Here is a 14,053-nt window from a genome sequence, read left to right as displayed (position 1 = left end):
GATGCGGTACGGTTGGCTGACTCTGGCGCTGGTGCTGGGCACTTCACCGGCCGCCACCGGTGCGGCGGAACAGAAGGTCGCGAGGCGCGCGATCTCGGCCGACGACCGGCTCAAGGCGATCTACACCGCCGAATATGCGTGGCGGCAGAAGATGCAGGGTCCCGACGAGAACAGCCCAGCGGACACACGGGCCCGTCTGCCCGATGTCGGACCGCAGGCGCAGGCGGCGAAGCTCGCGCGCTGGACCGACACCGAGCGGCAACTCGCCGCGATCCCTGTCGCCGACCTCTCCGCCCCGGCCAAGGTCGATTATGCAGTCTACAAAGGCCAGATCGATGCGTTGCTCGCCGCGCAGATCTATCGCGAGTATGAGAAGCCGCTCAACTCGGACACCAGCTTCTGGGGCGATGTCGCGGAGTCCGCGCGCGGGCGCTTTCATGACGAAGGCGACTATCGCAGCTACATCGCGATGCTGCGCGCCTTGCCGCATTATTTCGACCAACAGATCGGCAATATGCGCGCGGGATTGCAGCGCGGCTTCACGCCTCCGAAAGTAACGCTGCAGGGACGCGACATCGGCGTGGCGCAAGTCGCCGAGGCCAGGCCGCTCGCCGACAACCCGCTTTACGCGCCCTTTGCGAGCTTCCCCGCGACGATCCCCGCCGCGACACAAGCCGCGCTGCGCCGCGATGGAGAAGCAGCGCTCGCGGAGGCCGCGGTGCCGGCGCATGCCAAGCTGCTCGCTTTCCTGCGCACGGAATACATCCCCGGCGCGCGCACGACGCTCGCTGCCTATGATCTTCCCGACGGCAAAGCCTATTATCAGTCGAAGATCCGCGAATTCGTCACGCTCGACATGCCGCCGGAAGCGATCCACGCGATCGGAGTCGCCGAAGTCGCCAAAATCCATGGGCAGATGCTCGATGTGCTGCATCAGGTGAAGTTCGACGGCGACCTGCCGGCCTTCCTGCACTTCCTGCGCACCGACCCGCGCTTCTATCCCAAGACGCCGCAGGATCTGCTCAACCGCGCGGCGTGGATCGCCAAGACCTTCGACGGCAAGGCGAGCGACTGGTTCGGCCGCCTGCCGCGCAGCCGCTTCGCGATCAAGCCGGTGCCGGCGGATCTGGCACCTTTCTATACCGGCGGGCGCGGTGGCCCGGGCATCTACCTGGTCAATACCTGGAACCTGCCGTCGCGGCCTTATTACCAGATGGTTGCGCTGACGCTGCACGAATCCGCTCCCGGCCACGCCATGCAGATGCCGCTCGCCGCCGAGAATAGCGGTCTGCCGCAGTTTCGCCGCGACGCGTATCTTTCGGCCTATGGCGAAGGCTGGGCGCTGTATTGCGAGAAGCTTGGCGACGACATGGGGATGTATGACGATCCCTATGACCGCTTCGGGATGCTGAGCTACCAGATGTGGCGCGCCGCTCGATTGGTGGTCGATACCGGCATTCACACCCAGGGCTGGAGCCGCGAGCGCGCGCAGCAGTTCCTCCACGACAATACGGCCTTGTCGGATCACGAGATCGAAACCGAAGTCGATCGCTATATCGCGTGGCCGGGCCAGGCGCTGAGCTATTACATGGGCGAACTCGCGTTCCAGAAGGCGCGCGCGCGGGCCGAAAAGGCGCTGGGCGCCAGGTTCAATGTGCGGGCATGGCATGACGCCATGCTCCAACTCGGCTCGGTGCCGTTGCCGGTGCTAGACGCGCGCACCGACCAACTGATCAAGGATGGCGGCAAGGGCCCCTATCCCGACGAGGAATGACGTGAAGCGCCCTTCCCTTCTCATCGCGCTGCTGGCGGCGGCCCCGCTCACTGCGCAAACCATGCCGCGCGCGGAAAAAATCCACAGCAGCGGCAATCCGATCCTCGCTGACGGGCGCTATTATTCTACCGATCCGGCGCCCGTGGTGATCGGCGACAGGCTGTGGATTCTCGCCGGGCGCGATGAGGCCCCACCGGGCGTCAACGACTTCATCATGAACGAGTGGCAATTGCTCGCGACCAGCGATCCCGCAACCGGCGATTGGACGCACTATCCCGCGATCGCGCGGCCCGAGACACTGTTCAAATGGGCCGAGCCGGGCCGTGCCTATGCCGGACAGATCGTCCCCGGCCGCGACGGGAAATTCTATCTGTACGCGCCGGTGCTCGAGGCGAAGAGCGATGCGCCCGACCGTTTCGCGATCGGCGTCGCGGTCGCCGACAATCCGGTCGGGCCATGGCGCGATGCCCATCCTTCAGGACCGATCATCTCGCAGCGGACACCCGAACGCAACACGATCCAGAACATCGATCCGACGGTGATGGTCGATGATGACGGAACGCCGTTCATCTATTGGGGCACCTTCGGCCAGCTGCGCGGGATGGCGCTCGACCGCGACATGATCACGGCGAGGGGACCTGAGGTGCGGGTCGAAGGACTTCGCGGCTTCTTCGAGGCGCCATGGCTGATGAAGCGCAAGGGCGTCTATTACATGCTCTACGCCGGCAATAACGCCGGACCCGACAGCGATTGCACGCCGGCGGTGTATCATGCGTGCATCGCTTACGGCACGGCACCGTCTCCGCTTGGCCCCTGGACCTATCGCGGCGTGATCCTCAAGCCGGTATCGTCGACGACGTCGCATTCGGGGGCGGTCGAGTTCAAGGGCAAATGGTATCTCGCCTATCACACCGCCGATGCCGTTGGCGGCGGGCATTTCCGGCGCAGCGTGGCGCTCGACCGGATCGCATGGGACGATAGCGTCACGCCGGCGTTGATCCGCCCGGTCGTGCCGACGCGGCTGCCCCAGCCCGCGCCACGCGCCACGCGCAACATCGCCGGGTCGGCAACCGCCTTTGCCTCGAACATGCCCGTGCCGGTGCAATATTGGATCAACGCGATCAACGACGGCATTCGCCGCGACTCGCCGTTGCCACCCGACATGTGGGGCACGTGGGTGCCCGACGCCATTCCCGCGCATCCATGGATCGAATATCGGTGGAACAAGCCGGTCACGGTCAACGGGTCGCGTCTCTGGTTCTGGGGCGATCATCCGGCCGGCGCGGGCGAAGGCGTCGCGCCGCCGAAGAGCTGGCGGATCGACTATTGGGACAGCGGATGGAAGCCGGTGCCGCGTGCGAGCGGCTATGGCACTGCGGGCGCGGCCGCGCAGGAAACGCGCTTCGCCGCCGTCACCACGCGCTGCCTGCGCGCAACCTTCGACGCGTCGCAGGCGGCTGGCGCCACCGCCGGTGTCGCGGTGACCGAGTGGGAAGTGCTCGCGCCCAAGCCGGTGCCGCCGGTCGCGGCCGGCGCGCATCGGCCAGAGCCCTGCGGCAAGTGAGCCGCCGGCAACGGCGATATGCGACCGCGGCTTCGATCGCGGGGCAAGTTTCGCGCCGCCACGATCCGATCAGGTGGCGAAAGGGCGGTCGAGCGACGGCTGTGGTTCGGTGAACCATGCCGCGCCCGTGTCGGTCACGTGGAAATGGTCCTCGAGCCGAATGCCGAAGCGGTCGGGCACGACGATCATCGGCTCGTTCGAAAAGCACATGCCCGGCGCGAGCGGCGTGCGGTCGCCGCGCACCAGATATGCCGGCTCGTGGATCGCGAGACCGATGCCGTGGCCCGTGCGATGCGGCAGTCCGGGCAGCTGGTAGTCGGGGCCAAGCCCGGCGCGCTCGAGCACGGCTCGTGCCGCCGCGTCGACATCTTCGCAGGGCACGCCGGGCCGCACCGCGGCGAAGGCGGCGGCCTGCGCTTCCTTTTCCAGCGTCCATAATGTCCGGACATCGTCGTCGACTCGGCCGAAGGCGTAGGTGCGGGTGATGTCGCTGTGATAGCCGTCGACGGTACAACCGGTATCAATCAGGACGAGGCTGTTCTCCTCGAGCTTTTGGTCGCCAGGCAGCCCGTGCGGGAAGGCAGTGGCCTGGCCGAACTGAACCGCGCAGAAGGTCGATCCGGCCGCGCCGAGCGCGCGGTGCGCGGCGTCAATGAAGCGAATCACTGCGCTCGCTGCGATACCGGGCGCGAGAATGCGCGCCGCGCGGCGTTGCACCTCGAGCGTGATCGTCTTGGCGTGCTGCATCAGCGCCAGTTCGGCGCCGGATTTGACCATGCGGCACCCGTCGATCGCGGCGCTCCCGTCGATCAGTCTGCATCCGCGCGCACGCAAATTTTCGCCGTAGTGGAATGGCAGGAGCGGATCGACCGCAAGCGTCGCTCCGGCCGGCATCATATCGGCGAGGAGGCCCGACGGGTCGATGTCCTCTTCCCATAAGGCCACCTCCGCCGGAATTTCCAGGACCGCCTCTAGCGAGCCACGTTCGAACGCCGGACAGATCAGGCGAGGCTCGCCAACCACTGGCAGCAACAAGGCGACCAGCCGCTCGGTCGGGCTCCACGGGACGCCGGCGAAATAGCGCAGGCTGGGGCCGGCATTCACAAGCAAGGCGGTGGCGCCGATAGCGTCGGTCAGCGCGCGGGCGCGGTTCAGGCGGGCGCCGCGCTCGTCGCGTCCGATCGGCGGTGGCGGCGCCGGCCATGGAGGAAGGGTCGCCAGTTCGTCCGTCGCGTTTGATCCACCAATCATCGTTTGCCTCCCTTACCGCCGAACCGCTCGAGATCGAATGGGGCCATGTCGATGCCCTCCGGCGTCTCGTCGACCATCGCCGCGATGATCTCCGCCGTAATGGGCGCGAGGGTCAATCCGAGATGCTGATGGCCAAAGGCATAGAAGAGATTGTCGGCACGGCGCGAGCGACCGATTGCCGGGAGATAGTCCGGCAAGGTCGGCCGCGAACCCATCCAGCGAGTGAACGGCTCGTCGATCGCCAGCCCAAGTTCCCTGACATGCCGTTCGAGGCGCTCCCATTTGCGCGGATCGGGCGGGGCGTCGGTGGCGTGGATCTCGACGAAGCTCGCCGCCTGGACCTGGTCGGCGAAGCGCGTGACGATCATCGAGCGGTCTTCGAACACGATCGGCGGCAGATCTGGCGGCCAGCGCGTGGCCGTCCCGCGGATATGATAGCCGCGCTCGGCGACGATCGGCGCGCGGTGGCCGATCGCCTCGACCAATGGGCCGGAACGGACACCGGCGGTGACGAGCACCCGGCCGCTTTCGAGGCCGGGAACCACGGCCCGGCCGTCTTCCAGCACCAAGCCCGCATGCTGCGGGAGGATCGTGCCGCCTGCCGCGCGGAAGGCATCGCTCAGCGCGGTGGCGAGCGCGTCCAGATCGGTGATCTGGGCAGTGCCGGAGAAACAGATGGCGCCGGCGATCGGTGCCGTCGTGACCTTCGCCAATTCTGCTCGCTGTTCCGCAGTCGCCTCGACGAAGCGCGCCGTCCCGGTGTCGGCGGCGGCCCAGGCCGCGCGCCCGGCCGCCGCTGTGGCGGCGCTTTCCCACATCACGCAATGTCCGGCGTCGCTGAGCAGGCCCGGGGCGCCGATTGCCGCGACCAGTCGCTGCCAGGCGGGCAGCGCCTCGGCGAGCAGCGTGCCGAGCGCGCGCCTACCCTTCTCGAAACGCGCCGGCCGCGAGGCAGCGATCATACGCAGCGCGAACGGCAGCCAGGTCGCGATACCGGCAAGCGGCAGATCGAGCGCGCCGCCCCGCACGAACAACCGACCCGCCGCCGAACGCAACGTCGCGACCGACGCGAGCGGAGCGACCTGCTCTGTCGCGATGTGTCCGGCATTGCCCCATGATGCTGCATCGCGGCGGACGGATTGCTCCAGCAGCGTGACCGCGTGCCCGGACCTGGCCAAATGCAGGGCACAACAGAGTCCGACAACGCCGCCGCCAATGACCGTAATCTTCAAACCGATTATCCCCTATTGCTCCGCAGCAATTCATTTCGTATACCGTATTCCAGATGAAACAGAAGGACGGATTTCTCAAGATGGCAATCGGTTGGAAGGGTGTTTTTCCGGCAGTCACGACGCAGTTGCGCGCCGATCTGTCGATCGACCTGGACGACACGCAGCGTGTTGTCGACAACCTGATTCGCGACGGGGTGACCGGTATCATCGCGCTCGGCACGGTCGGCGAAAACAACTCGCTCATGTATGACGAAAAGGTGTCCGTCCTTACCGCGATTGTCGAAGTCGTGGCGGGGCGTGTGCCGGTACTCACTGGCGTTTCGGAATATGATACGCGCCGCGCGGTGCGCTATTCGCAGGCAGCCGAAAAGGTGGGCGCCGACGGCCTGATGCTGCTGCCGCCAATGGTCTACGTGCCGGACAGCCACGAGCTCGTCGCCTATTTCAAGGGTGTCGCCAGCAATACCGCGCTGCCGATCATGCTCTATAACAATCCGCCGGCCTATCGTACGGTGATCGACAAAGGGGTGTTGGCCGAGTTGATCGACGTACCCAACATCGTCTGCATCAAGGAATCGGCGCCCGACACGCGCCGGTTCACCGATTTCCGCAACGATTTCGGCGATCGTTTCGTGCTGTTCGCCGGGCTCGACGATGTGGCGCTCGAAGGACTCTACCTTGGTGCGCAGGGCTGGGTGTCGGGCCTGACCAACGCCTTCCCCAAGGAATCGGTCGGATTGGTGCAGGCGTTCGAGCGCGGCGATCACGTCAAGGCGCTGGAGATCTATCGCTGGTTCATGCCTTTGCTGCATCTCGATGCCGAGCATGATCTCGTGCAGTCGATCAAGCTTGCCGAGGAAGTGATGGGCCGGGGTTCGGAGCGCGTGCTTCCGCCGCGTTTGCCGCTGATCGGGGAGCGTCGGGCCGAAGTGATCGCGATGGTCGAAAAGGCCGCGGCGACGCGGCCGACGATCGAACTGGCCAAGGCTGCCTGAGGCAAAGCGGGCGTGCGCCATACCTTCTTCTGCATAGACGGCCACACCGCCGGCAACCCGGTCCGCCTGGTCGCGGGCGGGGCGCCACTGCTCAAGGGCGACAGCATGTCCGCTCGGCGGCAGGACTTTCTTGAGCGGTTCGACTGGATCCGCACGGGTTTGTGCTTCGAACCGCGCGGGCACGACATGATGTCGGGAGGCTTCCTATATCCGCCGACCACGGCCGATGCAGATATCGGCATCCTGTTCATCGAGACCTCGGGGTGCCTGCCGATGTGTGGGCACGGCACGATCGGCATGGTGACCTTCGGGCTCGAGCATGGGCTGATCCAGCCTGCGATCCCGGGGCAATTGCGCATCGAAGTGCCCGCCGGCGCGATTGACGTGCGCTATACGGCCGAAGGCGATAAGGTAACGGCGGTGAAGATCACCAACGTGCCGGCCTATGTCGCCCGCCGCGGCCTCGCGGTCGATATCGACGGAATCGGGCCGCTGACGATCGATGTCGCCTATGGCGGCAATTTCTACGCGATCATCGAGCCGCAAGGCGGCTATGCGGGCCTCGATGCGCTCGGCGCGGCGCGGCTGGTGGAATTGAGCGGGCGGATTCGCGAAGCCATTCGCGCGCAATATGAGCCGGTCCACCCGCTCGACCCAACGATCCGCGGGGTGAGCCATATTTTGTGGGCGGATGCGCCGCTGGCGGACGGCGCCGACGGGCGCAACGCCGTATTTTATGGCGACAAGGCGATCGACCGCTCGCCCTGCGGGACCGGCACATCGGCGCGTCTGGCGCATCTCGCGGCGACGGGACGGCTGTCGGTGGGCGATCGCTTCGTACACGAAAGCTATATTGGCAGCCGTTTCATCGGCCGCGTCGAAGCCGAAACCATGGTGGGCGACGTGCCGGCGATCATTCCGTCGGTCGAAGGATCGGCAATTGCCACCGGGTTCAACACGATCTGGATTGATCGCGCAGATCACTTCTGGGAAGGCTTTCAGGTACAATGAGTAAGCCCGCCGTTTTCCGGAGGATCCCAGCATGAGCATCGTCGTCCGAACTTTATCGGAACGCGTTTTCGAGATCGTCCGCGAGCAGATCGTGACCGGTCAATTGCCGCATGATCTGCCCATTCGACAGGACGCGCTGGCCGCCGAACTTGGCGTCAGCAAGATACCGTTGCGCGAGGCGCTGGCGCGGCTCGAGCAGGAAGGGTTGCTCACCAGTCACGCAAATCGCGGCTATTTCGTGCAACCGATGTCGAGCGCGCAGGCCGAGGAAATCTTCGAGCTTCGCCTGGCGATCGAGCCGGTCGCGGCCGCGCGTGCGGCGCGCTATGCCACTGAAACCGATCGACGCGCGGCGATCGAGACGTTCGAACGGCTCGATCGCGCGGCATCGGACAATCTTCCCGAAGTGGCGATGCGCAATCGCGACTTTCACACCGCGCTCGTCCGGCCCGGGGACCGTATCTTGACCACCCAGGTCGTCGAGCGGCTCACGATCCTCGCCGAGCGCTATGTCATCGCGCATCTCGCGCCGGCCGGTCGCGATCAGCGCGCTCATCTCGAGCATCGCGGCCTGCTCGATTCCTGGCTGGCGCGCGACGAGGCGGCCATCGTGTCATTGCTGAGCCAGCATATCGCCGCGACGCTCGATGATCTGAGATTGCAATTCGCGGCATCCGCCGCGACCTGATTCACCCTTCCAGGAGAGGTCATGTTCGGACCACGTAAGTCGCTCGACAGCGTTACGAGTCACCCCGAGAACGCACGCCTCGCCAAGACCTTGAGTTGGCCGCACCTTATCGCACTGGGCGTGGGCGCGATCGTCGGCACCGGTATCTATACCCTGGTCGGGGTCGGTGCCGAGCGCGCCGGGCCGGCGGTGATCCTCGCCTTCGTCATTTGTGGCCTTGTCTGCGGGTGCGCCGCACTTGCTTATGCCGAACTGGCGACGATGATTCCCGCCGCCGGCAGCGCCTATACCTTCAGCTATGCGGCGCTTGGCGAAGGCATCGCCTGGGTGGTCGGCTGGAGCCTGATCCTGGAATATTCGCTCGCCTGCTCGACCGTTGCGGTCGGTTGGTCGGGCTATCTCGTCGGCTGGATCGAATCCGCCGGGGTGCATCTCCCGCACGTCTTGCTGGTGGGGCCGCACGGCGGGGGAATCGTCAACCTGCCCGCGGTCGCCGTCGCGCTGGCGGTGATGGGTATGCTCGTCGCCGGCACGCGCGAGAGCGCGACGCTCAACATCATTCTGGTGGTGATCAAGCTGGTCGCGTTGGGGATCTTCGTCGGCTTCGCCAGCCCCAATTTCCACGCCGCCAACCTGCATCCGTTCATGCCCTATGGTTTCGGCAGCGATGGCAAGCATGGTGTGATGGCGGCGGCGGCGATCGTGTTTTTCGCTTTCTATGGCTTCGACGCGGTGGCGACCTCCGCGGAAGAGACCAGGAATCCGGCACGCGACCTCAAAATCGGTATCATCGGGTCGATGCTGTTGTGCACGATCATTTACATGGCCGTCGCCATCGCCGCAGTCGGCGCCTTGCCCTTCACCGCGCTGGCTAACTCGCCCGAGCCGCTGGCGCTGGTCTTACGCAATCTCGGCCAGCCGCTCGCGGCGCATCTGATCGCGCTGGCGGCGATCATCGCCCTGCCCTCGGTCATCCTGGTGATGATGTACGGGCAGAGCCGGGTGTTCTTCGTGATGGCGCGCGATGGCTTGCTGCCGCGCGGGCTGGCCAAGGTGTCGAAGCGCACCGGCGCGCCGACCCTGATCACCCTGCTGACCGGCGCGACGATCGCCGCCGTCGCGGGCATCTTCCGGCTCGACGAGATCGCGGAGCTCGCCAATGCCGGAACCCTGCTTGCCTTCATTTCCGTCGGTGCGTGCCTGATGGCGTTGCGACGAACCGCGCCCGACGCGGAGCGACTGTTTCGGAGCCCGGCGCCCTATGTCGTCGGCACACTGACGATCCTCGGATGCCTGTATCTGATGGTCAGCCTGCCGCCGATGACGCTGTTGCGGTTCGTCGGCTGGAACGTCATTGGCCTGATAATCTACTTCGCCTATAGTCGACGGCGCAGCGGGGTCACGCTGGGCACGGCACCGGCCGCAGCGCTCTAGATCATGTCCGTCCTCAAGATCCTGGCCGCGTTTGTCATCGCGTGCCTCGGGCTGGTGCTCGCTGCGTCTTCGGCCGCCGCCCAGCCGCTGAGCTTCGTCCCTGCGGACGGACCCTATCGCCTCGCCGTCGTCTTCCCCGATGCGCCCGCCAATCCCGGTATTCGGATGCTCGAACTGAACCGGACGGCCGACAAGCGAGTATCGGGCAAGCTTGTCTCCGACTGGTATGGCAACATGACGATGGACAACATCGTCGTGACCCCGACGCTGCTGACGTTCGACATGCGCAACATCAACACGCCGGGCGTACCGATCCGCCACTGGACCGCGCGCGTCACGCCCCAGGGCATCGCGCTCGAGGGCGGCGTCTGGGATTCGAAGGTCGCGCTGGTCGGGCGGCGTGCCAGCGACGCGGAGGCCGCCGCCCTGACGTTCCACGAGACGGCGCTTCCGTCCCTGACGACGTTAGCATCCGATGGTCTGGCGAAGACGCCGCCAATGGGGTGGAGCAGCTGGAACAGGTTCGCCGAAAAGATCGACGATGCGACGATCCGGGCGATCGCCGACGCGATGGTGACGACGGGCTTGCGTGATGCGGGCTATCTTTATGTCAATATCGATGACGGCTGGCAGGGCACGCGCGGGCCCGACGGTCAGCTTCGCCCCAACGCCAAGTTCCCCGACATGAAGGCGCTGGCCGATTACGTGCACTCGCGTGGCCTGAAGCTCGGCCTCTATTCCTCACCGGGGCCGCGGACCTGTGCCGGTTACGAAGGCAGTTATGGCCATGTGCAGCAGGATGCCAGGACCTTTGCCGGCTGGGGCGTCGACTATCTCAAATATGATCTGTGCTCGGGCGAATGGTTTTATGCCGACGCCGACACAGTCCGACGCAGCTATGCCGAAATGGGCGCCGCGTTGCGCGCGACCGGGCGCCAGATCGTCTACTCGCTATGCGAATATGGTCGCTTCCGCGTCGGTACCTGGGGCCGCTCGGTCGGCGGGCATTTGTGGCGGACGACCGGCGACATCACTGACGATTATGCGACAATGGCCCGGATCGGGTTCGAGAAGAATGGCGATCCGACCGATGCCGGCCCAGGCGGGTGGAACGACCCCGACATGCTCGAGGTCGGCAATGGCGGCATGTCGGAGGACGAATACCGCACCCATATGACATTATGGGCGATGTCCGCCGCGCCGCTGATGATGGGACATGACGTCCGCACGACCAGCGAGTCCGCCAAGCGCCTGCTGGAAAATCGCGGCGTGATCGCGATCGATCAGGACCCGAAAGGGGTTCAGGGCAAGGCGGTGCGCAAGGACGGCGCCACGGAGATATGGCTCAAGCCTTTGACGAGCGGTGGCTATGCAATTGCGCTGTTCAACCGTGGCGGGGCGCCCGCGACGATGACGGTGACGCCCGATCTTGTCGGGTTGTCGACGATCGGGGCGTTGCGCGATGTGTGGAGCGGCGCGCCGGTCGACGCCAGGGTGACGCGCTTCACCGTCCCCGCGCATGGCGTGGTCCTGCTGGAGTCGGTCCCTCGAGGTCGGACAGGCACAGTAAAGCCGAACTGACGGTCGAGCGCTCCAGCCCACCCTCCACCGACGTCCATGCGAGGCTTTGCAACCCGCTGAAATCTTGAGCACTCCCCACTCCATCGAGCCAGCGAAGGTTGCACGCACCATGCGTAGCCGGGCCGATTGGGGGCGTTTCGAACCAGAATGCCTCGGCCGTCAAAGCTGACTGGGGGACACATCCACGACGCGGAACACAGCCCCCGTCCCTGCATCGCGCACGAGATCGACACCCATACCATCCCAATGGTAATCGAGGTGTCGGCCTTGCACAGGATCTGAAGCGCAGTCAGGGTAGAATAAAGCGACACATTCTCCCCCTGCGTGCCGGACGCTGGGGTAGACGACGCCATCAGCTCCATCCGCTTTAAGCGCCATCGCCAGCCTTTGAGATGCCCTATAGCTGTCCGGATCGAGTGCCGGATCGGCCGGATTGGCGCTTCTCAGGTCATGCAAGTCTGCGCTGACCGAAAGGACGATCTCCCGAAACTGGGAGGTCCAGCCGGGCGCTTCCGCAGTCCGGGCCATGAACCGCGCATGGTGATGGATCGTTTCGAACAACGCCGTCTCGAAAGCGTTTCCGACATATAGCACGCCATAGCTGCCATCCGTGAAGCGGCTTGGCCGGTCGATGCTGGCGTGGGTGAACGGTGCCATCAAATAGGAGGCGCCGTTTCCGCCGACTCGGCGCTCGGTCGGAACCAGATCGAGGTTGCCGATCGTGGCCATGATGCGCGGGTTCGTTTTTTGCTCTGCAGAAATCAGCAAGGGCCAGTCGGCAGGGTCGGCGATGTCTTCGAACAGGTCGATCGGCGGAAAGGTGCTGCGGATGATCCTGACCGCGCCCGTCCACTCAATCCTGCTGACCGGGAGAGTCTCCCGTTCGCTCACCAGCCGCCGCGCTCGGCATCGAGATAGCGGCGCACACGCATGATGTCGGTAAGTTCGCCGCCGAGCATGACATCGAGTGCGCTCGATCCTGCAAAGGCTGTATTGCTTGCCTTGATCCAGGCATAACCCCGCTGGGCTTCGGAGAAGACGATCCGTAGCGCCTTGTGAATGCCCATCAAGTTGGAGAGGCGAGCCGCGCCATCGCGCGAAACCCGGCCCGGCCCTTCAGCTTTCCAACGCCGATAGGAACGCACCGGCATATCGAGCAGCGTCGCCGCCTGTTCGTCGGTGAGCTCCCATTTCCCGAACAGGTTCAGTACCGCCCTGAACATCGCGGCAGCCTCGCTCTGGGTTATCGGATTCGGACGAAATGCCGGAGCAGCAGTATCAACGGGTTGCAAAGCCAGCATGGCGGTTCTCCATATGGCACCATATACGTAATTTAATGCCATTTGGCAATAACCGCCTCGTTTTTCGACATCGGTCGGGACCGATGAACGGATGACCGCTTTCCGGTTGCCCTCAAAGGCCATCCAATGGCTGTCGTGCCGCAGGCAACCGCCGATTTCGTCCACTTCCCACCCCCTGCAGTTCATAGAGGGTGATTAGGGAGGTGCGGCAGGTTGCTATGCATGCGCATCGGTCGTTTGGGGCGCAGCCGACCGAGGTTGGACTCGATCGTGTTGAGACGGAGATGCGCGACAATCGGAGTCCCAAGAGAAGCCGCCTGCGGCGCCATATGATGAAACAAGCTCGACTTCGGACTCCCACAACTGGCGCGCTTGCGCGCGACGGAGGACAGATGATCCACGCCCCGATGTCCCTGGGCAAAAACCTGGTTCAGTCCGCATTTGCGCGGTGCGGCTACAGGATCGTAAGGGCCGATCCTGGCGCGCGGTGTCGGCCGACCTCCGCCGATGCGCGCAACGCTGCGAGCTTCCTCCAGGAAATCCTTCCGGTGGTGCAGCACAACGCGCTGACCGGAGAATGGCCGACACCGGCATTCCTAGAGCACTATTTCGACGCAAGCCGTCTGGCGATGGTGCGCCTTCTGCTCGATCGATGCGATGCGGAAGACGTCGACATTGCCGGCAAACGCGTTCTGGACATCGGGTGCCACGCGGGGTGCCTGTTGCATCTCATACGCGCAAGGTATCCGGACTGCTCCCTCTCCGGATGCGACGTCAGCGATGTGAAGCTGGCGATGGCCAAACGGGCCTGCCCTGATGCCGAACTGTTCTTCAGCGCGCTTTCGGACCTTCCGGAGTCATCCAGCTACGACCTCGTGTTTCTGATGGAAGTGCTGGAACACACTGTGGATCCCGAAACGGTCGTCAGGCGCTTGCTCGAGATCGTGTCAGCTACCGGCACGCTCATCTTGACGGTTCCCGATGGGCGGGAGGACCACCTTCCCGCCAAGGAATATCATTCGGAATTCGAATCCTATGCAGGCCATATCAACTTCTGGAGTCCGGAAAGCTGGCGCTATTTCCTCGCCCGGATCGCTCCTGAACGGACGCTCCGCACGGGCCAATTGCCGACCGGACACTTGTTCGCCGCGTTGAGCATGTAGAACGCGATCCGGCAGACCTGTGCTAGAGCGGGCTCGCGAGAGAGCGCGCTCGGTCTTCG

The 14,053-nt window shown here is 64.9% G+C and carries 12 protein-coding genes; 8 read left to right on the top strand and 4 right to left on the bottom strand.

Annotation, left to right across the window (positions count from 1 at the left end; all coding sequences use genetic code 11):
- Position 1: 1 nt before the first annotated feature.
- Together AC1DSD_RS15935 and AC1DSD_RS15930 are read left to right on the top strand one after the other, a co-directional pair.
- Positions 2–1,774 (top strand): DUF885 domain-containing protein, encoded by a 1,773-nt coding sequence (locus AC1DSD_RS15935; protein ID WP_478031471.1) that lies wholly within the window; start codon positions 2–4, stop codon positions 1,772–1,774.
- A 1-nt stretch (position 1,775) separates the two neighbouring features.
- Positions 1,776–3,338, top strand: a complete 1,563-nt coding sequence (locus AC1DSD_RS15930) for a family 43 glycosylhydrolase (protein ID WP_478031470.1) — start codon at positions 1,776–1,778, stop codon at positions 3,336–3,338.
- Positions 3,339–3,407: 69 nt separating this feature from the next.
- On the opposite strand, the gene AC1DSD_RS15925 is transcribed toward AC1DSD_RS15930, so the two are convergent.
- Both AC1DSD_RS15925 and AC1DSD_RS15920 read right to left on the bottom strand, forming a co-directional pair.
- Entirely contained in the window at positions 3,408–4,589 is a 1,182-nt protein-coding gene (locus AC1DSD_RS15925) for a M24 family metallopeptidase (RefSeq protein ID WP_478031469.1), read from the bottom strand.
- Positions 4,586–5,821 (bottom strand): NAD(P)/FAD-dependent oxidoreductase, encoded by a 1,236-nt coding sequence (locus AC1DSD_RS15920; RefSeq protein WP_478031467.1) that lies wholly within the window; start codon positions 5,819–5,821, stop codon positions 4,586–4,588. Before AC1DSD_RS15920 ends, AC1DSD_RS15925 begins: the two co-directional genes overlap by 4 nt.
- Positions 5,822–5,901: 80 nt before the next feature.
- On the opposite strand from AC1DSD_RS15920, the gene AC1DSD_RS15915 reads away from it, so the two are divergent.
- Genes AC1DSD_RS15915 through AC1DSD_RS15895 form a run of 5 tightly spaced genes read left to right on the top strand, consistent with a single transcriptional unit; the run spans position 5,902 to position 11,530 of the window.
- The gene (locus AC1DSD_RS15915) at positions 5,902–6,816 is read left to right on the top strand and encodes a dihydrodipicolinate synthase family protein (RefSeq protein ID WP_478031466.1); all 915 of its coding nucleotides are present in this window, start codon (positions 5,902–5,904) and stop codon (positions 6,814–6,816) included.
- A gap of 12 nt (positions 6,817–6,828) precedes the next feature.
- Positions 6,829–7,827 (top strand): 4-hydroxyproline epimerase, encoded by a 999-nt coding sequence (locus AC1DSD_RS15910; protein ID WP_478031465.1) that lies wholly within the window; start codon positions 6,829–6,831, stop codon positions 7,825–7,827.
- 31 nt (positions 7,828–7,858) lie between these two features.
- Complete coding sequence (locus AC1DSD_RS15905; protein ID WP_478031464.1) at positions 7,859–8,515, top strand: GntR family transcriptional regulator; 657 nt, start codon at positions 7,859–7,861, stop codon at positions 8,513–8,515.
- A gap of 21 nt (positions 8,516–8,536) precedes the next feature.
- Entirely contained in the window at positions 8,537–9,949 is a 1,413-nt protein-coding gene (locus AC1DSD_RS15900) for an amino acid permease (protein WP_478031462.1), read from the top strand.
- 3 nt (positions 9,950–9,952) lie between these two features.
- The gene (locus AC1DSD_RS15895) at positions 9,953–11,530 is read left to right on the top strand and encodes a glycoside hydrolase family 27 protein (protein ID WP_478031461.1); all 1,578 of its coding nucleotides are present in this window, start codon (positions 9,953–9,955) and stop codon (positions 11,528–11,530) included.
- A 159-nt stretch (positions 11,531–11,689) separates the two neighbouring features.
- On the opposite strand, the gene AC1DSD_RS15890 is transcribed toward AC1DSD_RS15895, so the two are convergent.
- A complete protein-coding gene (locus AC1DSD_RS15890) occupies positions 11,690–12,421 on the bottom strand; it encodes an RES family NAD+ phosphorylase (protein ID WP_478031460.1) in 732 nt (243 codons plus the stop codon).
- Entirely contained in the window at positions 12,418–12,831 is a 414-nt protein-coding gene (locus AC1DSD_RS15885; RefSeq protein WP_478031545.1) for an MbcA/ParS/Xre antitoxin family protein, read from the bottom strand. Before AC1DSD_RS15885 ends, AC1DSD_RS15890 begins: the two co-directional genes overlap by 4 nt.
- A gap of 392 nt (positions 12,832–13,223) precedes the next feature.
- Here AC1DSD_RS15885 and AC1DSD_RS15880 point away from each other — a divergent pair, with 392 nt between their 5' ends.
- Entirely contained in the window at positions 13,224–13,994 is a 771-nt protein-coding gene (locus tag AC1DSD_RS15880; RefSeq protein ID WP_478031458.1) for a class I SAM-dependent methyltransferase, read from the top strand.
- Positions 13,995–14,053 lie beyond the last annotated feature (59 nt).

The sequence above is a fragment of the Sphingomonas sp. P4_D12 genome (genome assembly GCF_056401895.1).
The sequence above is the reverse complement of the archived record's forward strand: the minus strand, read 5'-3'. Positions and strand labels throughout refer to the sequence as shown.

What these genes read in the sequence shown, in the direction of transcription:
- AC1DSD_RS15935 (WP_478031471.1), top strand. Translation starts at nt 2, where the DNA reads ATGCGGTACGGTTGGCTGACTCTGGCGCTGGTGCTGGGCACTTCACCG.
- AC1DSD_RS15925 (WP_478031469.1), bottom strand. Translation starts at nt 4,589, where the DNA reads ATGATTGGTGGATCAAACGCGACGGACGAACTGGCGACCCTTCCTCCA.
- AC1DSD_RS15915 (WP_478031466.1), top strand. Translation starts at nt 5,902, where the DNA reads ATGGCAATCGGTTGGAAGGGTGTTTTTCCGGCAGTCACGACGCAGTTG.
- AC1DSD_RS15905 (WP_478031464.1), top strand. Translation starts at nt 7,859, where the DNA reads ATGAGCATCGTCGTCCGAACTTTATCGGAACGCGTTTTCGAGATCGTC.
- AC1DSD_RS15900 (WP_478031462.1), top strand. Translation starts at nt 8,537, where the DNA reads ATGTTCGGACCACGTAAGTCGCTCGACAGCGTTACGAGTCACCCCGAG.
- AC1DSD_RS15895 (WP_478031461.1), top strand. Translation starts at nt 9,953, where the DNA reads ATGTCCGTCCTCAAGATCCTGGCCGCGTTTGTCATCGCGTGCCTCGGG.
- AC1DSD_RS15885 (WP_478031545.1), bottom strand. Translation starts at nt 12,831, where the DNA reads ATGCTGGCTTTGCAACCCGTTGATACTGCTGCTCCGGCATTTCGTCCG.
- AC1DSD_RS15880 (WP_478031458.1), top strand. Translation starts at nt 13,224, where the DNA reads ATGATCCACGCCCCGATGTCCCTGGGCAAAAACCTGGTTCAGTCCGCA.